The following is a 22257-nucleotide window of genomic DNA, read 5'->3' on the forward strand; positions in this document are numbered from 1 at the left end:
TTTTAATCTGCTCTAAGTGCTTCGATTGGTCGGATCATGACGGCCTTGCGGGCAGGAAAGAAACCTGCCAGTGTACCGGCTATCACCAATGTCATGGTTGCTTGTATGGCTATACTGATATCTACTGTGGGATTGAGGAAAACTGTTTCGGTGAAAACGCCTGCGTCTACAGTTTGGTTTCCTGCCACTGTGTTCATGTATTCCGTGGCAGCAATGCCTGCCACCATTCCTATATACCCGAAAAAGGTGGTAATTGTTACGCTTTCGGCTATGATTAGCCATAAGATAGATATAGGTTTGGCACCCAACGCTTTGCGGATACCAAATTCACGGGTCCGTTCTTTTACTGTGATCAGCATGATATTACTTACACCTACGATGCCACTCAGCAAAGTGAATATGCCTATTACCCAAATGGCTATAGTCAGAATGCGCATACCTTTTTCTTGTTGCAGGAATTGGGTGAAACGGTTCCACATCCAGATAGCGCCTTTGTCATCAGCTGTAAACCGGTGGTGTACGCCGATAGCTTTGCGGTACTCCTTTTCAAAGATTTCATTTTTTTCTTCTGTATCGAGTCCTTGTGTCATAAATATCAAATTGTTCAGCTTGTCACCTTTATTATATATGAGTTGTAAGGTGGTGAATGGGATGAAGGCGTTAGGTTGGAAACTTCCCTTGTCGGTAAAAAGGCCTACCACTTGATATACTACTCCATTGGCGTTGACAAATTTTCCGATAGCTTTGTCTGCGTCTTTTTTAAAGAGCATTTCTGCGGTTTTTGTATGAAGAATGATTACTTTTCGCCGTTGACGGATATCGATGTCATTGATAAATCGCCCCCCTGCAGGTTTTACTCTTTCTACATCCTTATGATTAGGGTATACTCCTTCCAATGTGGTGGATACATAGTCTTGTCCATATGTTAAAGTCACATTACTCTGACGTACGGTAGCTCCTACACTGATGACATTTTTGGGAAAATCGGTTTCGGTTATCCGATAGTCTTTATTGTCCAGTTCAATGCGGCGTCCTTCTTTTAATCCGTCGTATGCTTTGGAAGTCCAGCCGGGAAATACTTTGATGGAATTCATAGCCATATCTGCAGATGAGCTTTCGAAAGCATGGATTAGTCCGTTGCCTGCCCCCAGCAGTACGATCAGCATGAAGATACCCCAAGCTACGGCAAAGCCGGTGAGGAACGTGCGTAATTTATTGCGCTTTATTGTTCCGAATATTTCTTGAATAAGATCAATCATGTGTGTCAGTTATTTCATGAATCCGTTCTTGCCGAAAGGAGAGGCATTATGGTCTATGTTTTCTTCAATCCGTTCAATCAGTCCGTCCTTGATATGGATGATTTTGTCCGTTTGGTTCGCTACTCCACTTTCATGAGTGACGACAACAATTGTCAGCCCCTCGTTTTTATGCAGTTCTTTCAGAATATTCATCACTTCCACGGATGTTTTGCTGTCCAGGGCTCCGGTAGGTTCATCGGCAAGGATGATTTGCGGTTTGGATATCAAGGCACGTGCTATGGCTACACGTTGTTTTTGTCCGCCGGACAATTCATTGGGCATATGATGCGCCCATTCTTTAAGACCTAGTTTGTCAAGGTATTCTAATGCCATTTGATTCCTTTTTTTTCGGCTCACTCCCTGATAGAAGAGGGGAAGAGCTACATTTTCTACCGCATTTTTAAAAGAAATCAGGTTGAAAGACTGAAAGATGAATCCTATCATCCGGTTTCTGTATTCGGCAGAGCGGGTTTCACTCAGATTCTTGATTAATACATCGTTCAAATAATATTCTCCCGAATCGTAATTGTCCAAGATGCCTAAAATATTCAATAAAGTGGACTTTCCGGAACCTGAAGCCCCCATAATGGAAACAAACTCACCTCGTTCTATGTCGAGGTTGATACCTTTCAAAACATGTAGCGGAGCTCCGTTATGATAGGTTTTGTTGATATTCTCTAAATGTATCATTACCGATGAATTTAACTTGTGTTTGTCTGGTTAGACGTGCCGAAGATACAAAAAGTTGCAATGCTATATGAAATAATTGAAAAAAAATTTGCTCTCTTTTTTCTCATTGTGTACATTTGCTCAAAATAACTAACCCTAAATAATAATATATCATGGTAACAGGCATGGAAAAACCCTACGTAGTAGGTATGGACATTGGCGGAACTAATACAGTTTTTGGCATCGTAGATTCGCGTGGTAACGTATTGGCTACCGATTCAGTTAAGACACAATCATTTTCTAAGATAGAGGATTATGTAGAGGCTGTCAGTTCAAAATTGCGTCCGTTGATTGAATCGTTCGGTGGCGTAGAAAAAATTAAAGGTATGGGTGTAGGTGCTCCTAATGGAAACTACTATAACGGAACCATTGAATTTGCTCCGAATCTTCCTTGGAAAGGGGTGATTCCCTTGGCTACTTTGTTTGAAGAAGCAATAGGTGTTCCTACTGCCTTGACAAATGATGCTAATGCTGCCGCTATCGGTGAAATGACTTATGGTGCGGCTCGTGGCATGAAAGACTTTATTATGATTACTCTTGGAACCGGTGTTGGTAGTGGTATCGTAATAAATGGACAACTGGTTTACGGACACGATGGTTTTGCCGGAGAATTGGGACATGTGATCGTTCGTCGTGACGGACGTCAGTGTGGTTGTGGTCGTAAGGGCTGTTTGGAAACTTATTGTTCGGCTACAGGTGTGGCACGCACGGCACGTGAATTTCTGGTTGCCCGTCCCGAACCTAGTTTGTTAAGAGATATCCCGGCTGAAGATATTGTATCTAAAGATGTTTTTGACGCGGCTGTAAGAGGGGATAAATTAGCACAAGATATCTTTGAATATACAGGACGTATTTTGGGTGAGGCTTTGGCGGATTTCATTGCTTTCTCCAGCCCGGAAGCGATTATCCTGTTTGGTGGATTGGCAAAATCAGGTGATTATATCATGAAGCCGATCCGTAAAGCTATAGATGATAATATCTTGAAGATTTACGAAGGTAAGACTAAATTGTTGATTTCTGAATTGAAGGATGCTGATGCCGCCGTGTTGGGAGCTAGTGCATTAGGCTGGGAAGTAAGAGAATAATGGAAAACAAAAAGCAAGGATATAAAGTTCGGAAATATCAGGGACCGGTAAAACGTTATTGCCAGATGTTGAATCTGAAAAACGATGCGGCCTTGATAGCCGAGTATAGAAAGCGTCATTCGGAAGGCAAGGTTTGGCCGGAAACATTGGCAGCTATTCGTGAAGTCGGTATTTTGGAAATGGAAATTTATATCCTGGGAACTAATTTGTTTATGATAGTGGAAACTCCTCTCGATTTTGATTGGGATACGGCCATGGCCAGAATGGCTACGTTGCCTCGTCAGGCAGAATGGGAAGAGTATATGTCTGTCTTTCAACAGGCAGAGCCGGGAGCGTCTTCGGCTGAAAAATGGCAGTTGATGGATAGAATGTTTTATCTATATGAATAACTTTCATTCTAGATAATAATAAGAAAAGGATATGATAAAAATCATATCCTTTTTCTTATATTATAAAATTATAAACTTGTGTTCTTTATGGTAGAGCTCATCAGGCATTAGCCTGTTGGCTCATTAATTTCTGAAGCTTGTATTGCAAAGATTGGCAAGCAGCTCCCTTTCTCATTGCTTTGTATCTTCTTAACTGATACTGCAACATCTCGATTGTGTCATTTGTTCTTTTCATAATTACATCTTTTTTATGTTCTCCCGTTTGGAGAACTGGTTATTCCTAAAAACCTTTTGTTTTCTCTTTTACTACTGCAAAGATAACACCAAAATTCCTATTTATGTTTTAAAACATAGTATCAATCCGCTTTATTTAACTTTTAATGTGTATTTTGTCTTATGGTTTAGTATACGTTAAGAAATATAACTGTAAAAATGTCACTTATAATCTGACAGGGAAATGTTCATTAACAAATGTGGCGGATCTCCTTAAATCATGTTAGAGAACATAATTTTCTTTTTGTCGAATTTGCAAATTTCAATAATGTTCGTACCTTTGCATTGTGTTTTTCATAGTATTAGATTTAAGGTTAACAAAGGTTGGAGCAAGGCGTTGCTCCTTTTTTTATGTCTATATCTCTGCATAAAGTTTCCTTTTTACAAATTGTTTTGTTACATTCGCACCATACTATTGATATTAAACTACTATTATGAAACACTTATTTATCACAATTCTGCTCTTATTACCATTGTGCCGCATGCTGGCACAGGAGAGAGAATACGTAATTGTTGTTCATGGAGGTGCCGGTGCTATGGAAAACCTCGAGGACGATAAGGAGAAATCAACCTTGTATTATGCGGCTTTAGATTCAGCTTTGAGCATTGGAAATGCTATACTGTCTGCCGGAGGCGAAGGGCCTGAAGCGGTAATGGCAGTTGTCAACTACTTTGAGAATAACCCCTTGTTCAATGCAGGTAAAGGGGCTACTTGTACCAGTGCCGGTACTTTTGAGCTGGATGCTTCTATTATGGAAGGTAAGGATTTGACAGCAGGAGCTGTCGCCGGGTTGAAAACGGTGAAGAATCCGATTAATGCAGCTTATGCGGTAAAAACTAAAACACCTCACGTGATGCTGGCAGGTGAGGGTGCTGACCGGTTTGCAAAGTCACAAGGACTGGAAATTGTGGATAATATGTATTTTGCTACTCCTAAGACGTTGAAGTGGATAGAGGATTTGAAGAAGGAGAGCAAGAAGAATGGAACTGTGGGCTGTGTGGTACTGGACAAGCAAGGTAACCTGACAGCGGGAACAAGTACCGGTGGTATGTTCAAGAAGCAATGGGGCCGTGTGGGAGATTCTCCGGTGATTGGTGCAGGTACTTATGCGGATAATGAAGGTTGTGCTGTGTCGTGCACCGGGCATGGGGAGTATTTTATCCGTCACGTCGTAGCTTATAATCTTTCTACTCGTGTGAAGTTGCTGCATCAGCCTGTCGGGGAGGCTGCCGATTATATTATCCATCAGGAACTGAATACCAAGGAGGGAAATGGTGGATTGATTGCAGTGGACAAGAAAGGTAATTTTGCCATGCCGTTTAATAGCGGAGGCATGTTCCGTGGCTACTTGTATAAGGAAAAAGGAACAGGCAAAATTTCTAAAGCAGTGGGCATAGGGAAGAAGATGAAAACTTTATAATTTTAGTTCCTGTTTGAATTTTCCTCCCACCTGCAACAGAGTTTTGCAAAACTGCTACCACTACTACCATCCTCTTTCGTAAACACCCATGAACAGGGCGTTTCAAAGGTGGTGGTAGTAGCATGAAAAACACCTGCTACCACCACTTTTTATCTGTTATCACTTCCCTTTCCTCTGATAGCTTGGGAATTCCTGTCACATTTTGTCTTAGCTTCGTTACCCCTTGGAATAGACACATCTGTTTGAAAGCTGTAGGCTGTATGTAACGATACGGACGGTTGGTATGCTTATCGGGAACCGGTACGGATGGCATCTCGACTATTCACTGACGGAAAAGTTTTGGAACTGTAGAATGTTAGCGGGACTTTCATTCGAAAAAGGCATCTGCAAAAAAGACTTTGGCATCCGATTCGTCCTTAAAGGATCTTATCCGTATCCCTAACCCTTTCCTGACGTATGGTTAAGGCTTTTCTTCCTGCCTGTTTTATCTCCGCAAGCCTTTGGAGTTAACTCCATAGCCTTGGGAGATAACTCCAAAGCTTATGGAGATAACTCCAAAGGCTATGGAGATAGAACATATCCGTATAAAAAGGTTTAACCTGGAGAAAGAAAAGGCTTATGCTATAGGGTAGGGAGTGATATACATTCAATTGAGGCTTGACTACTCCTACAGCCATGATGTTTGAAGCGATGCTGGATATCCTGCCGGTTCGCTGATGCGGCTGTAACCGGAATATAATATGCAGCAGGCTGGTAATGATCAGACGCTTAGGGAACATTTGGATACTATCCGTAAATACGCCGTTTTGCTATAAAATGCTGTTTCGCTGCGGCTTGATCGGTTGCAGGTGCACTCACTGAGCATGAGGTAAAAAACATTGGCGGAATTAATTCAGTCTTTCAAATACAGTCTGGATTAACTCCGCCAATAGGCTGCCACTATCGGATATCTTATTTATAAGTAACCGGTATCAACCTTACACTACCATTCAATCCCGATGGCAATGGTTGCCAATCAGTATAAGGTACCGGTTTGTATTGCAGATTCACCACATTGATTTCATTGAAGATACGCCATTTCTCACCCCGACGATCCATATCCGCAATGCGGTTGGCAGGCAGATTGGTCACTTCTATTTCTATCTTGTTATCTCCCGGTTTCAGCCATTTGCCTACTTTCAACTGATAAGGTACGGCCCATGCCGTTCCGGCATCTTGTCCGTTGATGCGCACACGGGCACTTTCCCGCACATCGCCCAAATCCAGTATCCAGTCATCGGCGGGAATATGGGGAACAGTGATGATATTGGTATATACTCCCGCCGCCATGGTAATCGGAGCGTTGGGGTGAGCAATTTCAGTCCACGAAGACGGAGTGTCGATATCAAATGTACCTTCTATCCGGGGAGTGCTTTTTGTAAAATGAAGTTTCCAGCCGTGATCAAGGCTGAGGCTGACAGGTTGTTCTTGAACGTATTTCCATTCGGCAACGTCTGTCAGGGCATGGTTGAAAGTTTGCAGGATCACGCTTTCGCCGGAATGCAGTTGGAGGTGTACTTGGGTTTTGCCTTCTTGCTTGCGGGTTTGTGCTTTCCCTTTTTCTCCCGTCATCGGATTGAACAGCATGACACTTTCTGCGGGAACGGCTAAGGTTATCCAGTCGTTTACTCCTTTTTCCTGCAATGAGGAGATGAAATAATGATGTCCATCGGCATGGGAGCGGCGGATACATTGTAAGCCATACCGCGTTTTCATCTCTTCGGGAACAACACCGCTTTTTTCCAAGGCAGATTGATAGTTGTTTCCTGTAATGATGATCCCTTTTTGATAAGGAGTTGCCACCGTCTCATCGAAAGAAGCAATTTCCGGAAATTGCTTTTGTAATTGCGCAAAGCCTTTCCGGCGTGCTTCCAGTTTTCCATAACCGGGTACATCCTGCGGATAGTTTTCGGTAAAGATGATAGTAGCTCCGGCTTGTGCCAGCTTTAGTAAATGGCCGAGTACCTCGGACGGCATTAGTTTTACAGCAGGAATGATGATGGCCTTATAGGAAGTTCCTCCTTTGGTCAGTAATTTGCCATTTACGCAACGGGTGCTTTTCACAAAGTTGTCAGAGATATAATCCATGTCATAGCCGCAATTGCTGATGGTATGAACGGTTTCTATAAACTTGGGAGCACGTTTTGCCATATCATGGATGCTGAACAGCAAAAGACGGCCCGGCTGTTCCTGCCACATATCATATACAGGCAGATAAACAAGAAAATCATTGTCCGGTTTCCCCATTTGCAGGAAAGACTGGCAACGGGTGATATATTTAAAGAAAGCAGGAGCATCCTGCCAAATGTTATTGGTAGGAGACATGTCAATAGAGGCATAGAACTTCCATCCCGGCCATTTGGCTTCTTTGGAACTGTAGGGAGTTCCGTGGAAAAACATGTGGTTTACACCTGATACGAACATCAAATCCATATCCGGTTTGCACTGGGAAAGTGAGGTACGGAAATGTTCTGTCAGCCAGGTGAATGTTTCGGATGAGGTGTAGGGCTTTCCGGCGATATGAGCGGCGGAAGAAGCATATTTCAGCATGGAAAGGTCGGAGTCATTCTTACGTGTCAGGGAATCTTGACGCAATCCTTTAATATGGAATTGCGACAGGCCGAACCCTTCGCATTCGGGAATGTCCACGGAGGCATAGGTATCTATCAGATTGGCAGGGGAACCGTGTGCCTGGTTACGGGTGATGCTGCCGTGACCGTGTGCCCAGTTAGTCCATTGGGTACTGAAATTCTCAATCAATAAATCGGAGATGGTTTCGCGATAGTCACTGACTATGCGGGCGGTGGTTTCATTACGGTCCTGAGCTATAAATTCAGGGAAGTGTTCTTCCAGTTTATAGCCGCGACGGCGGGCGAATTGTTCCAGAAAATCAGGAGTCCAGTCAGCACCATATACTTCGTAAGAGTCATTGAAAAAAGTATGTGGAAAATTGGTCTTGTTTTCTTTAAAGGCTTTGTCAAAGTTGGCAAAATAGCGTTTTACGGCTCCTTTATCCAGGTGGTTCATCACATAGCCTTCTCCACCGGGAGCAGCACGTTTCACTTTTTGGAAAGTCTTGCCTATATATAAGGTGATGATATTCCAATGTCCTGCCGGAGCTTTCCATTGTAATTGTCCGTTCTTCGCTTTGGAAGTGAGGTTAAGACATTGCTTATTGTCCGCATTATAGGCCATAACCCGGCTTAAAGTGGCTACAGGGCGTTGTTTTTCTTCTTCTACTTTCAAATCTAGCGTAATTTCTTTTCCACCCTCTACTTGATAGGATTGAAAAATAGCTTTGGTAGCAGCATCTGTCATACTCACGTGAGGACCGCCGAAGGGCCATCCGGTACCGGTGTTCATATCTACTTCAATACCGATACGTTTTCCTTCAGCTTCAGTATGTTGCAACATATTCATCCATTGCGGGCTGAGGAAAGGAAGGTTATTCTTATCGTTGCCTTGAACACCATAAATAGGAGTGATTTCAACACCTCCCAGTCCGGCTTTGGCATATTCTTCCAGATTGTAGGTCAGATTGGTTGCATCGACAGCACTTCCCAGCCACCACCAGCGGGTGGCGGGGCGAGCTTCGGGTCGCACTGCCGGCCATTCTTGTGCGTAAAGGCTACTTCCGGCCAGCAACAGGCTGAAAAATAAATATTTTCTCTTCATTCTATTTTGTTTTTTATTAGTTGGCTGTATTGAACTCTTTTCCATCCACTGTGATGTTCCTGTATCTGATATCACTGGCATCATCCGTGACAAACAAGGGACGTCCGTCCGCTTTCTCGTAATGGTAATTTACATTGTCCAAGGTGATGTTGCGTGCGTGGCGGATGTAGAAACCTTTGGCGGGAATCGTTCCGAACATCCACGGTTCAGGATATACTTTCTCTTGTTCGGGAGGAGTCAGAAGTCCGTCGGCTTCTGTATATCCTCCTTGGTGATAGATATGAATATCGCTCAGTGTCACATCTTCAATAAGGGCTCCCGGTATTCCGCTGATAATGGAGGAGTAGCGCGAGTCGGCATTAAATACATTGACGTGGCTGATGAGGATGCGTTTCATTGTGCCCACGGGTGTTCCTTGCGGGCTGCGCATCCGGGCTCCTAACCGCAGGAAGATGGGGGCGTTGACAATATCGCGCATCGTGATGTTACTGATGACGATATCTTCCAGTTTGCCACCGTCCACTGTTTCCAGGGCAAGTCCGCGACAACGCTCGAAGATGCAGTTGGTGATGGCTATGTTTTTGAAACCGCCGCTGGATTCCGTTCCTAATTTAATGCGTCCCGTTACAAATCCGTGATCCGGCGCTTGGGGCTCGTCCCTTTGCCAAGTGCAATCCAATACACTGCCACGGTCGTATCCGCTGACAAAACAATCGGAGATGGTTACATTTTCCGTATCCTTGAAATAGCCTAATCCGTAGGACGCTTTAAGCACGATAGCGTCATCCCAGGGAGCGTTGACGGTGCAATGACTGATGCGGACATTTTTGCAGCAGTCTATGTCAAAACCGTCCCGGTTGGTATCTACTTTCACGTTCAGAATGCTCAGATTGTCTACTCCTGTAGCCAGCAGGCCGAAATGACCGCAATGCAACAAAGAGAAGTCTTTCAATGTCACGTTCTTGCAGAGTTTCAAGCTGATGGCTTTATTGCCTACACCGGGCAGACGGCTTTCCTCACGGGTGAGTCCTTTGCCATAAATCAGTCCCGGTCCGCTGATGGTGATGTCTTCCAGACCGATTCCCCAGATAAGTGAGTTCTTCCAATGACTGTGTCCGAAATCCTGGAATTGGGTGTGTTCATTCGGTTCTGCCGGGTCATAGCCTTCCGTTGCTGATGGAAAGGCGCCGACAATCCGTGCTCCTTGTTCTATATACAGATGTATATGGCTGGCCAAACGTATGGAATAGCAGGCGTATTCTCCCGCAGGGAAATAAACGGTTCCTCCCCCCTGGGAGGCAGCTTCCTCAATGGCCCGGTTTATGGCGGGGCTATCAATGGTAGTACCGTCGGCTTTCGCTCCGTAATCTTTTACATTATAGATCTTTGCCTGTGCTGTCCATGTGCTGAGGCATAAAAGGAAGAGTATGAGTTGTTTCATGGTCTGTCTTTGCTTTTACTGAATGGGCATTAGTTTGAATTTGCGTAAATAAGATGCATTGCCATACATGGTATGCTCATCGGATAAATTCCAGAATCCGTCTTTAGAGGCAGGGTGGGCATCCCAGTCAATCACCGCCCAGCATAGTCCGATTTCATTTCCTTCCTTTAATAAAGTAGGGCGAGATAGTTCGGGACCGTCGGCATCCGCATGGTCAAAGGGGGTGATATAGAATTCCAATACCAGCTTACCCGCTTCTCCCTCCTTGAAAGAGTACTGATAGGCATAATCAGCGTATGGCTTTTGTTTCAGCCATACCTGAGGACCCCATAACATACACCAGTCATTGCCGTGAGCCGGGGTGAAGATGTGATAGTTCTGGGCATGGCATCCGTGAAATTTGAACCAGGCTTGCCACACATCTTTGGGAGCTGTGGGATGAAAACGGTCGATGAACGGCCCCCCTGAACAATCGCCATCCACCACTACTTCAAAAATATCCGTGTTCAAGGAGTTCTCACTGAACCGCCAATAATTATCGTATGCTTCATATAGAAAATACAACTTCTGAGTTTCTGCACACCAACCTACTTTGACACTGACTTTCAATGTGGTAGTGTCCGGCTGTGCATGTTTTCCCTCGTCTTCCTTTAAAGCTGCTTCCGTTATCTTATAATCAGCCGGAACGCAATCCCAGTCGTGGGTATTGCCATCTATGGCAGGAACCTTATCTGCCGGAAATTGGTACACCTTGAATTCCTGTGCCTGGGCAGACAGGCATAGGAAAAGGAAGAACAGGTATGGATACAATCGTTTCATTTTGATCGGGTTTTATGTTCTTTCCCGAATAATCCGGGTAGCATGAAATAATTATAATCGCCTCGTTGGTAGAAACAAAAGTAGAGCTTTTCTTGCGGTTTCCACGGGCATAGGGCAGAGATGACGGGGGCATCTGTCTTTTTACCGGAGTTGAATAAAGCAAGCGGGGATGCTTGTTTATGTCCGTCGGACAGACGAATTTCGGAACCGATGGGAGATACCCCATGAACCGTTCTCAGTTTCATGCTTTCACCATAATAGGTGGTAAAAGCGTTTCCTTCTATACTGAATACATTATGGAAGCAGGAGGCTACCGGAATACTGTTGTCTGTTACGGCAGAGTCGTCTGCACCGTCGCATGCACCGAAAGCCCAGCAAAGTTTGAACTCTTCGGGTAATCGCTCACCCGAAACCTCCATGATAAAACCATTACTATCCGTCAATGGACATACAATCAGCTTTATTTCACCTTCTTTCCATAATTTATCTTTAATGGTATAAGCCTGTCCCTTTTTCTTGACACTGCATTGGTCCAGCCAGCAACTTTCATTGCCGCAAACCACTCCCAGACGGAAAGTTCCCGCACCTTTGGATAAACGGAAGGGAAGAGTCTGGGCGTTGTTGCCAAAGACAGACAACAGCATACAGAGAAAGAACGGAAGTAGCCGCCGGCTATAATTCCATGTTGTTTTCATAGCTGATATCGATTTGTGCGTTCTTATTGTTTTTTTCTTCCACACGACTGCCGTCTTCTACTTGTAACCGGACATCTTCCAGGTGGAAGTCTTCGGTAAAGATAATGCTTCCTGCTTTATTTACCTTGGCTTTTATGCCGGAAATATGGAAATTCTGCAAAGGCAGTTCCTCATTCCAGCCGGCAGCAGTGATAAAGATTTGCACATTAGTAGCTTTTACATCGCTGAGCCATACATTACGGAAATGCGGATACCCTTTTTCTTTAGGTGTGACAGGAGTCAGCATAACCTTCCAATGTTCGGGAATTTCCTTACCTTCATATTCAGCCGGCAAAGTAGAATAACTATAGCTGGGGTTCCAGTTCAGGTCCGCTGCCAGTACATGGCGGACATGGTCTGCTGTCACTTGGGTCATGTAGATATTTTCTACGGTTCCGCCGCGGTTCATGGCAGATTTCAGACGGAGGGTGGAAGAGGTTCCGTATGCTTGGAGGTTATATCCCAATACATTTCGGATGCAGCCTGAAGTTTCGCTGCCGCAGGTAATCAGTCCCGCACCTTTACGTGCAATGCATCCACGAACAATGATATTTTCTGTGGGGCGGTTTACGCGCAGGCCGTCGGCATCCCTTCCGGCTTTCAGGCAGATATTGTCATCGTTGCAATCTACTTCGCAGTTTTCAATCAGGATATTGGTGCTGGAATCAATGTCAATACCATCCGTACTGGGACCATGCCCCCCTACGTTATTATTGATTTTCAGTCCGTTCAAGGTACATTGGTCGGAATACAGCACTTGGCAACCCCAAAATCCGGTACGCATCAAGGTAAAGTCTTTCAGTGTTATATGGCGGCTGTTCGAGATGAGCATACCTCTTACACGTTTGCAGTCGTAGTCCACAATCCACCGCAGTTTGCGTTTCTCGTAATCCTTCCGCATGGTCCAATATTTATCCCAGAATATTTTTCCACGACAATCCAACGTACCTGCTCCGCTGATAGCTGCGTTTTCCGCATCCAGAATATTGATGACTGCCGAGGGCCATACCATTTCGATACCTGCCACGCGGGAGCGCATTTCGGGGTATAAATCAATATTCTCACTGGCTATCAGCGTCGTACCTTGGTTGAGGTGGAGGTTTACATTACTTTTCAGGTAGATGGCACCAATCCGGTAGTATCCCGGGGCTACTTCCACTGTTCCCCCTCCGGAACGGTGGCATTCGTCAATGGCTTTCTGCAGGGCGGCAGTGCTTAACCGGGTGCTGTCATTTTTCAATCCGTAATCGGCTGCTTGGAATATTTTTCCCTTCGGATAGGTTTTGGCTCCTACTTGGGCAGTCCACGAAAGGTCAGGAGTTCCCATCCCTTCTCCCCATTGGAATCCGGGGAGGGATTGGGCATTGGTAAAGAGGGTACCTAAGGTAAATGATAGGGTTAATAATAATGTTTTGTTGTTCATTTGTTCCTACTTTTAAATTAATTGCCGTCCGGCTTTTCAATTTCTGTAAACGGGCTGTCATTCCATTTGAAACTGTCCAAAGCATCCGGATGTGCAGGATTGTAACCGGAATAGTCGCTGCGCAAATAGTTAGCGATAGGTAATCCCGCTTTCTTTATCCCTTCAATGATACATTTGGAGATTTGATAAGCTCCGTAAGGATTGAAGTGGGTATTATCTGCCAATACCCTGTTTTGTCCCGGATAGGTTCCGGCAGGATAATGTACGAATGCCTTTTTGGAAGGTTCCACCCCCATTGCTTCATAGAGGGTACGGGTCATTTCGTTGAGATCGATCAAAGGAACGTTTTCTTTGGCAGCCAACCAGCGCATTGCTTCGGGATAATCTTCGTGAGTATCTCTGATTTTCCCGTTTTCATCGAAACTGCGGCGTTGTGTCGGGGTTACCAGTACAGGATAGGCTCCTCGTGCCCTTGCCTCATCAATGAATGTTTTCAAGCTGGTCATAAATGAATAATAAGCTCCTTTACCGGGACCTTTTTGCTTTTGGTCGTTGTGACCGAATTCCATAAAAATATAATCTCCGGGTTTCATTTGTGTCAATGCCTTTTTCAGTCGTCCTGCACCGATAAAAGTATTGGCGCTTTCGCCGGATTCTGCATAATTGGCAAAACAAATGCTGTCATTGAAGAAGCGGGGAATCATTTGTCCCCAGCTTGCCCAAGGTTCATTGTCCTGGTCTACTACCGTGGAGTTACCGCATAGGAATACGGTGGGTACATTATTTACTTTCTCAATAATCAGTTCGGACAATTGGGGTGCATCCCCGTTGAATTCCAAAGTTAGTTTGTCATCCCAGTTCAATTTTTGGCGTTCACGCGGTTTGATGCGCACATTTTCTTTTTCCGAAATATGTGTGTTGCGCTTGTTGATCACGAATGTACAAGATTTTAACTCCCCTTTTTTTGTCTTCACATTTTCGAAGAAAAGGCGGCGTGATTCTCCTCGCACTGTTGTTTCTCCGGCAGCGCGTTTGTTTCCTATCACGGCTGTGACATGGTAGTTTCCATCGGGAACCGTAACAGAGAAAAAGAATGGAGCTGTACTTTTACCTTCCGGAGAGGGCTGTCTGTCATATCCGTATCCCTTTTCCTCCGAGTATCTGTCGGCGGGAGTTATTTTGGTATAACCGTCTTTCGTCTTTTTACCTGTGGTAAAATCGAATTTGTAAGTTTGTGCTTCGACTCCTAATGTCGCTAAAAGTCCAAGAGCTAATAGGGCTATCTGTTTCATGATTGATATAGATTGTTATTAATTGATTTTCGGTTTTAGTTCATCCGGAGAGTCATTGGTATAAGATTTTATGTCACCGGCTGTTTTTGTGAACAACTCACTGATTTGTTGAGGCGTTACAGTAAATTGCGGACGGAACTGGTCCGAATTCATATAATCCAAAATGGCTTTATGCATCTGACGGGCTACAATGCGTTTCTCTGGCTGGGAGGTAATGTCCATGCTTGTCATGAGCACTTTCCCATTTAATACATTGGCTTCGAATAACATACCTATCTTGCGGCTTATAAACCAAGTGTCGATACTTTGAACCGTAGGTTGGAAAGCGGGTGGAAAGTGGGTGAATTGCATCACTTGAGTACGATTCAGCAGTTCCCACCATTGCAAATTGCTGTGATATTCTGTCGGAAACTGACGGAATAACGGGTGTTTGGGGTTCACTAAGATACCTGTGGTATGAGGAGGACGCATTTTGAACCAGGAGGTGTTCCAGAATACAGGAGTGAATTGCTGGACCACTTCTTTACCATAACTCACTTTGCTTGCAGCTGTAATAAGCACATTTCCACCATGCTGAAGAATTTCCAGGGCTTTCGAATCCAAGGTGTCGGTAGTGTATACTTTTCCTTCGGCTATTGTCACTTGGGCGGGATAAACCCAGAAATTCCAGTCATTTACAGCTTCTGTTCCCGTAATGCGTATTTCCAGATTCAGCTTTTTAGCCTCTTGGATGTCAGTGAGCGGAAACTCAAGGCTACCCGTGCGATTTAAATTTCCGATAGGAATGTCTTGTGTTGCCAATGTGCCTTGCGCATATACTTTGCCATATTCGTCTTTTAACGTATATACAATTTCTGCTTGTTTTAATGCCTCGGCACCAAAATGAGCGACTTCAATATCCGCCTTTAAAATCTCCTTGTTATTATATACAAATTTATCTGTACGCATCAGTGGAACTGTAGGTGAGCAGAAACGTCTCCATTCTGCGGAGTTGATATATCCTTTTTCTTCAAAGAAAACATCGAGAACACCTACCAGTGCAGTTCCCTGACCCGAATAATCGTTCAGTGCCAATAATTGGAAACCGGCATAATCGGGCGTGCGGAGTGTCTTTTCTATTTCATATTTGTAACAAAGGGCTTGCAACTTTCCGCTGGCCATCATAAATAGATGGGCTTGGTCGCTCATGTGGTTGTCAGCCAGAATGTCTTTGAAAATCTCGAAGTTCTTGGCTTTATTGACGCCTGTATATTTACGTATTTCATTGAAATTGGGGAAAGCGCACCATTGACCTGTTTCATGGGATACGTAGGGCTGTCTCACGGTGTCAAGATGATTTTGGAAACGATAGTCGTCTTGAGTGGACGGTTGTTTCTTGGACCAGGTCAGGCCACGTGCCCCAGCCTTTACATGATATTGGTTGCGAGGTTGCCATTGCCATCCGTTGCCTACCGATGCTCCGGTATATACATGTCTGGGATCCTTCTTTTCCCAATATTCTACGAACTTGGTCACCCATTCTACCCAGCGTCCGCTAGGTTCGTTTCCGCATGCCAACATGCAATAAGAGGCATAGTTGCCATATTCTTTGGTTAATGCGATGGTTTCGTCCATCAGATATTTGTCAATAGGTTGTCCCAAACCTAATTTGGGACCATGATTGGGCCAGCTCGGACCTTCGGGTTGCAGATAGAATCCTACCCGGTCGGCAGCCATAAAAGCGGCTTCGGGAGGACAGAATGAATGGAAACGCATGTGATTCAGTCCATAACTGCGACAGATACGGAATACCCGTTCCCAACTTTCTACATCCATCGGAGCGTAACCGGTCAACGGGAAGTCACAGTTTTCAACTGTTCCGCGAAGCTGGGTTTTGCGCCCGTTTACATAAAACCATTTACCTTTGATTTCAAATCGGCGCATACCGAATTGTATTTCTTTTATCTCAGTTTTTTTCCCATTGGTGACTTCTGCTTTCAGTTTGTACAGGGCCGGATGAAATTCATCCCATAGCAGCATATCATTCCCCATAGGTAATACCATTTCTGTTTCCGTCACTCCTTTGTTAAGTTTGATTTCTTGTTGTATGGCGGGAACTATATGCTTTTTATCCGTATTGAAGCTCTCTGCTGATAATTTTACTTTTGCAGTGCCTGTACCTTTGATGACGACTTTGACACGTGCCAGTTTTTGTTCCGGTTCCGGATATATTTGAATATCATCGAAATATGTTTTCGGAGTCGTTTGCAGACAGATGCGTCCTACAATGCCGTTCCAGTTTCCTTGGGTCTGGTCGGTTATGCTGTGCGAATCCGGTCCGACATTGATTTCTTTGATACGATTATCCACCCGGATGGTGATAGTACATTTTCCGGGACGGACATAATGGGTTATATCATATTGATGGGGAACACAAAGACTATTCTGCATTCCTGTCTTTTGTCCGTTCACCCATACGGTTGTTTCTATATGGGGACGTTCCAGGAACAACAAAATACGTTCACCTTTCCAGTCGGCAGGTATATTCACCTCTTTCTGATACCAAGCAGCTCCTACATAATGTTTGTCGGGAGTCAGAAAGAATGGAAATTTAATATTACCTTCTTTACGGTATTTTTCCATGTATGGATTATAATAGTAGGAACTGTCATAGAGACTGCCTGTCCATTGGGTCTTTGCGGTAACCTCATCACCTTTCTGTTTCTCGGGCATGGAACCGGGCAGGTTGATGAAGTCATTCAAAGTGTGGCTGAACCATTTTTCCTTTTCTCCATTATCCTGACGGTCTATACTGAATGACCATTTTCCGGATAAGTCAATAATTTTTTGTGCGCTTAACGAGAAGCACATCCATACTAGGCAGATTGTCAATAACGTTTTTTTCATAGTATCTTTTTACTTTGAATTTGATGTTGCTAAATTAAGGTCTTTTCATCTGCATGTAAATAGAAAGAAGTACATATAGATGGAAATTCGTATAAAATAGGGGTAATGTGCGATATATTTGTACGATTTTACATGGATATGCCTTGTATGTGCAGAAAAAAGTCCAAATCTCTTTTTATCTTTGTATACTCACAATTAAATCATTGTATACATGAAAAAACGATTATTCAGTTTGTTCTGCTTGTTAGGAACGGTTGCCGGATTATTTGCCGGTGATACGGCTTATTTGTTCTCTTATTTCATTAATGATAGTCGGGACGGTCTTCATTTGGCTTATAGTTTGGATGGGCTGACATGGACTCCTCTGAATCATGGAAAATCTTTCTTGATACCTACGGTCGGGAAGGATCGTCTGATGCGTGACCCTAGTATTTGTCAGGCGCCGGACGGAACCTTTCACATGGTGTGGACTTCCAGTTGGACAGACCGGATTATAGGTTACGCCTCTTCTCCCGATTTAATCCATTGGAGTGAGCAGCGTTCTATTCCGGTAATGATGCATGAGCCTGCTGCACATAATTGCTGGGCACCTGAATTGTTTTATGATGAACCTTCGCAAACTTATTATATTTTTTGGGCAACGACCATTCCCGGACGTCACAAGGAAGTGCCGGTCATTGAGAGTGAGAAAGGGCTGAACCATCGTATTTACTATGTTACGACGAAGGATTTTAATACATTTTCTGAAACCAAACTGTTCTTTAATCCCGATTTCAGTGTGATTGATGCAGCTATTGTACGCGATCCGGTGATGAAAGACTTGATTATGGTGGTGAAGAATGAAAACTCGTTGCCGGCAGAGAAGAATTTGAGAATAACACGGACAACACGGATAGAGGATGGATTTCCTACTACCGTTTCTCCTTCCATTACAGGAAATTATTGGTGTGAGGGACCTGCGCCACTTTTTGTAGATGATGCTCTTTATGTCTATTTTGATAAATACCGTAATCATCAATATGGAGCTGTTTGCAGTCGTGATCATGGAAAGACATGGGAAGATGTGTCCGACCGTGTATCTTTTCCAAAAGGAACCCGTCACGGAACTGCTTTTACCGTAGAGAAGGCTGTACTTGATAAATTGCTTCGTATCCATCACTTCAATCCTCTTATTCCGGATAATATCGCTGATCCTTCTTTATCCAAATTTGGTGATACTTATTATCTTTATGGTACTACTGATATTGATAAAGGATTGTCACAAGCAGGGACTCCTGTGGTATGGAAATCTAAAGATTTTGTAAACTGGAGTTTTGACGGATCACATATTGTGGGATTCGATTGGCATAAAGGACATGAATATGTCAATGCCAAAGGAGAGAAAAAGACGGGATATTTTCGTTATTGGGCACCCGGCAGAGTAGTGGAGAAGAATGGTGAATATTATCTTTATACCACTTTTGTAAAACCGGATGAGAATGCACGTACCTATGTGCTGAAGTCCGACCGTCCCGAAGGTCCTTTCCTTTTTGCCGGACGTAATTCTATATCTTCTCATTCTTTGGATGGGTTTGATCAATCTTGTATTGCTCCGGATATAGATGGGGAACCTTTTGTGGATGATGATGGAACTGCTTATTTATTCTGGCGCCGCCGGATGGCTGCCCGTATGACTGACGATTGGCAGCATTTAACCGGTGATACTGTTGTGATGAGTACGGCTCGTCAAGGGTATTCGGAAGGGCCGGTTATGTTTAAACGTAAAGGTATTTATTATTACATCTATACTTTGAGAGGGAATCAGAATTATGTAAATGCTTACATGATGAGCCGGCAGTCCCCTTTGTCGGGCTTTGAAAAGCCCGAAGGCAATGATATTTTTCTTTTTTCATCCATTGCCGATAATGTTTGGGGGCCGGGACATGGGAATGTATTTTATAATGAAGAAACAGACGATTATATTTTCGTATATCTGGAGTACGGTGACGGAGGAACTACCCGCCAAGTATATGCCAATCGGATGGAATTTAATGAGGATGGCACTATAAAGACACTTGTTCCTGATGAAAAGGGAGTTGGTTACTTGGCTGTCAGCCAGGAACAGCGCGAAAATAAGGCGCTGAAAGCTTCTTTCAGTGCATCCAGCGTACGTTCTCCCCGTACTTCTAAGGTTGAAATAGAAACTCAGCCTAATTGTCCTTTGGCTGATAAAACTTCGCTTGTCAAGGTGGAACGCACACATATATATCACCCTGGAAATGCAGGCGACCGGTCTAATGGAACACGCTGGATGGCAGAAACAAATGATGATCATCCTTGGCTGATGGTGGATTTGGGTGAAGCCATGCAGGTAACGGAGTGTCAATTTGCCTTTGTACACCCTGCTGAAGGCCATGCCTGGCATCTCGAAAAATCCAATGATGGTACTAATTGGCAACCTTGTGCCGGAGTAAAAGAGGTGAAGGCATGTTCACCTCATGTGGTAACGGTGGGAGATAAAGTACGTTATTTGCGTTTGCACATAGATAAAGGTGCAGCCGGATTATGGGAATGGAAAATCTATTAAATTACTATTTTATCATGAAAAAACGATTTGTGACCGTTCTTTTGGCTTGTTCTTTGGCCGGAGGACTTTTTGCACAACAGCCTTGGTTTAAAGACAAGGATTTGACCTTGACCGGTGCTTATTATTATCCTGAGCATTGGGATGAGAGTCAATGGGAGAGAGATTTTAAACAGATGCACGATTTGGGTTTTGAATTCACCCATTTCGCGGAATTTGCTTGGGCGCAATTGGAACCGGAAGAGGGAAAATATGATTTTGCCTGGTTGGATAAAGCGGTGGCTTTGGCTGCCAAATATGATTTGAAAGTCATTATGTGTACTTCTACGGCAACTCCACCGGTATGGCTGAGCCGTAAATACCCTGAAATTTTGATTAAAAATGAAAATGGTACCGTGCTTGATCACGGAGCACGTCAACATGCTTCTTTTGCTTCTCCCGTTTATAGAGAACTGGCTTATAAAATGATAGAGAAGTTAGCTCAGCATTATGGAAATGATTCCAGAATAATCGGCTGGCAGCTCGATAATGAGCCGGCCGTACAATTTGATTATAATCCGAAAGCCGAACTGGCTTTCCGGGATTTTTTACGTGAAAAATATCATCATGACATTAAAGCATTGAATGATGCCTGGGGAACGGCTTTTTGGAGTGAGGTTTATTCTTCTTTTGATGAAATAACTCTTCCTAAAACTGCCCAGATGTTTATGAATCATCATCAGATTTTGGATTACCGCCGTTTTGCTGCCAGTCAGACAAACGACTTTTTGAATGAACAATGTTTGTTGATTAAAAAATATGCAAAGAACCAATGGGTGACTACTAACTATATTCCTAATTATGAGGAAGGACATATAGGTGGCAGCCCTGCACTTGATTTTCAAAGTTATACTCGCTATATGGTGTATGGAGACAATGAAGGGATCGGCCGTCGCGGATATCGAGTGGGAAATCCGTTGCGTATTGCTTTTGCCAATGACTTTTTCAGACCCATACAAGGTACTTATGGAGTAATGGAACTTCAGCCAGGGCAGGTGAATTGGGGGAGTATCAATCCTCAACCGCTGCCCGGAGCTATCCGTTTATGGATGTGGAGCGTATTTGCCGGTGGAGGCGACTTTATCTGTACTTATCGTTATCGCCAGCCTCTGTATGGCACGGAACAATATCACTACGGCATTGTAGGTACAGACGGAACAACGGTAACTCCCGGTGGACGTGAATATGAGCAGTTCATGAAAGAAATCAGACAGCTGCGGGGACAGGTTGCAGCTCGTGAGGTGAAACCGGCCGATTATTTGGCGCGTCGTACTGCCATTCTTTTTAATCATGAAAATTCATGGAGCATTGAGCGCCAGAAGCAAAATCGTACATGGAATACATTAGGGCATATTGAGAAATATTATCGCACGTTGAAATCTTTTGGCGCGCCCGTAGATTTTATCAGTGAAAGCAAGGAGTTCTCCTCTTATCCTGTGATCATAGCTCCGGCTTATCAATTGGCTGACAAGGCATTGGTAGACAGATGGACTGATTATGTAAAGAAGGGTGGTAATTTGGTCTTAACTTGTCGTACAGCCCAAAAAGACCGCCATGGACGTTTACCCGAAGCTCCTTTCGGTTCCATGATAAATGAACTGACCGGTAATGAAATGGAGTTTTATGATTTATTACTTCCTGAAGAACTGGGCAAATTACGGATGGATGGAAAAGAATATACGTGGAATACTTGGGGAGAGATATTGAAACCGGGTAAGGATTCACAAGTATGGGCTACTTATACACAGGAATTTTATGAAGGAAAACCGGCAGTCACTACTCGTAAGTTGGGAAAAGGTACTGTTACTTACGTGGGAGTGGATAGTACGGACGGATTATTGGAGAAAGATATTTTGAAGAAACTATATGCGCAATTGAATATTCCTGTGATGGATTTACCATACGGTGTTACTTTAGAGTACCGCAATGGTATGGGGATTGTACTGAATTATACAGATAAACCTTATAAGTTCGTACTTCCTTCGGGAGCCAAAGTGCTGATAGGAGAGCCGGTAATTCCTACAGCAGGAGTATTGGTATTTTCTATTACTGATTGAAAACGTATGATTGATAGAACAAAAAGAGGCTGTCTCAAAATAGAGTTGAGATGGCCTCTTTTGTTTCATCTCCAATTGAAGTCATTTGGATTTT

At 43.9% G+C, this 22257-nt stretch carries 16 protein-coding genes; 6 read left to right on the top strand and 10 right to left on the bottom strand.

The features are described from left to right. Positions 1-2 precede the first annotated feature (2 nt). Positions 3-1259 (bottom strand): ABC transporter permease, encoded by a 1257-nt coding sequence (locus tag AB5062_RS17945; RefSeq protein WP_005853707.1) that lies wholly within the window; start codon positions 1257-1259, stop codon positions 3-5. A gap of 9 nt (positions 1260-1268) precedes the next feature. Beyond that, on the bottom strand, positions 1269-1988 hold the full coding sequence (locus tag AB5062_RS17950) for an ABC transporter ATP-binding protein (protein WP_005843634.1): 720 nt from the start codon (positions 1986-1988) through the stop codon (positions 1269-1271). A gap of 152 nt (positions 1989-2140) precedes the next feature. Between AB5062_RS17950 and AB5062_RS17955 the strand changes: the two genes are divergently transcribed. Next, positions 2141-3112: an ROK family protein gene (locus AB5062_RS17955; RefSeq protein WP_005843636.1), complete on the top strand. Its 972-nt coding sequence runs from the start codon at positions 2141-2143 to the stop codon at positions 3110-3112. Next, a complete protein-coding gene (locus tag AB5062_RS17960; protein ID WP_005843638.1) occupies positions 3112-3501 on the top strand; it encodes an L-rhamnose mutarotase in 390 nt (129 codons plus the stop codon). The genes AB5062_RS17955 and AB5062_RS17960 overlap by 1 nt, the downstream gene beginning before the upstream one ends. Positions 3502-3601: 100 nt before the next feature. Here AB5062_RS17960 and AB5062_RS17965 read toward each other — a convergent pair whose 3' ends face one another. Next, entirely contained in the window at positions 3602-3736 is a 135-nt protein-coding gene (locus AB5062_RS17965; protein WP_005843640.1) for a hypothetical protein, read from the bottom strand. A gap of 472 nt (positions 3737-4208) precedes the next feature. Here AB5062_RS17965 and AB5062_RS17970 point away from each other — a divergent pair, with 472 nt between their 5' ends. Further along, positions 4209-5195 carry an isoaspartyl peptidase/L-asparaginase family protein gene (locus AB5062_RS17970; RefSeq protein WP_008670369.1) on the top strand — a complete coding sequence of 329 codons (987 nt, stop codon included), beginning with the start codon at positions 4209-4211 and terminating at the stop codon, positions 5193-5195. 520 nt (positions 5196-5715) lie between these two features. Then, entirely contained in the window at positions 5716-5793 is a 78-nt protein-coding gene (locus AB5062_RS17975) for a hypothetical protein (RefSeq protein ID WP_185157326.1), read from the top strand. Positions 5794-6146: 353 nt separating this feature from the next. On the opposite strand, the gene AB5062_RS17980 is transcribed toward AB5062_RS17975, so the two are convergent. From AB5062_RS17980 to AB5062_RS18010, 7 genes are read right to left on the bottom strand one after another with little or no spacing between them, the layout of a single operon-like run. Continuing rightward, entirely contained in the window at positions 6147-8909 is a 2763-nt protein-coding gene (locus tag AB5062_RS17980; RefSeq protein WP_032953117.1) for a glycosyl hydrolase, read from the bottom strand. Between the two features lie 16 nt (positions 8910-8925). Then, a complete protein-coding gene (locus tag AB5062_RS17985; protein ID WP_032953116.1) occupies positions 8926-10350 on the bottom strand; it encodes a glycoside hydrolase family 28 protein in 1425 nt (474 codons plus the stop codon). Between the two features lie 15 nt (positions 10351-10365). After that, entirely contained in the window at positions 10366-11169 is an 804-nt protein-coding gene (locus AB5062_RS17990; RefSeq protein ID WP_005843648.1) for a hypothetical protein, read from the bottom strand. After that, positions 11166-11864 (bottom strand): DUF4450 domain-containing protein, encoded by a 699-nt coding sequence (locus AB5062_RS17995; protein WP_011964661.1) that lies wholly within the window; start codon positions 11862-11864, stop codon positions 11166-11168. Before AB5062_RS17995 ends, AB5062_RS17990 begins: the two co-directional genes overlap by 4 nt. Further along, on the bottom strand, positions 11842-13326 hold the full coding sequence (locus AB5062_RS18000) for a glycoside hydrolase family 28 protein (protein ID WP_032953115.1): 1485 nt from the start codon (positions 13324-13326) through the stop codon (positions 11842-11844). The genes AB5062_RS17995 and AB5062_RS18000 overlap by 23 nt, the downstream gene beginning before the upstream one ends. 17 nt (positions 13327-13343) lie before the next feature. Then, the gene (locus tag AB5062_RS18005) at positions 13344-14618 is read right to left on the bottom strand and encodes a rhamnogalacturonan acetylesterase (RefSeq protein ID WP_005843654.1); all 1275 of its coding nucleotides are present in this window, start codon (positions 14616-14618) and stop codon (positions 13344-13346) included. An 18-nt stretch (positions 14619-14636) separates the two neighbouring features. Next, complete coding sequence (locus tag AB5062_RS18010; protein WP_032953114.1) at positions 14637-17504, bottom strand: sugar-binding domain-containing protein; 2868 nt, start codon at positions 17502-17504, stop codon at positions 14637-14639. Between the two features lie 211 nt (positions 17505-17715). On the opposite strand from AB5062_RS18010, the gene AB5062_RS18015 reads away from it, so the two are divergent. Continuing rightward, the gene (locus tag AB5062_RS18015; protein WP_032953113.1) at positions 17716-20070 is read left to right on the top strand and encodes a family 43 glycosylhydrolase; all 2355 of its coding nucleotides are present in this window, start codon (positions 17716-17718) and stop codon (positions 20068-20070) included. Further along, on the top strand, positions 20049-22163 hold the full coding sequence (locus AB5062_RS18020) for a beta-galactosidase (RefSeq protein WP_032953112.1): 2115 nt from the start codon (positions 20049-20051) through the stop codon (positions 22161-22163). The genes AB5062_RS18015 and AB5062_RS18020 overlap by 22 nt, the downstream gene beginning before the upstream one ends. The last annotated feature ends 94 nt before the right edge of the window (positions 22164-22257 follow it).

Origin of the sequence: Phocaeicola sp. RTP21359st1_B8_RTP21360_211022 (assembly GCF_040911965.1) — a bacterium.
GTDB classification, from domain to species: domain Bacteria; phylum Bacteroidota; class Bacteroidia; order Bacteroidales; family Bacteroidaceae; genus Phocaeicola; species Phocaeicola vulgatus.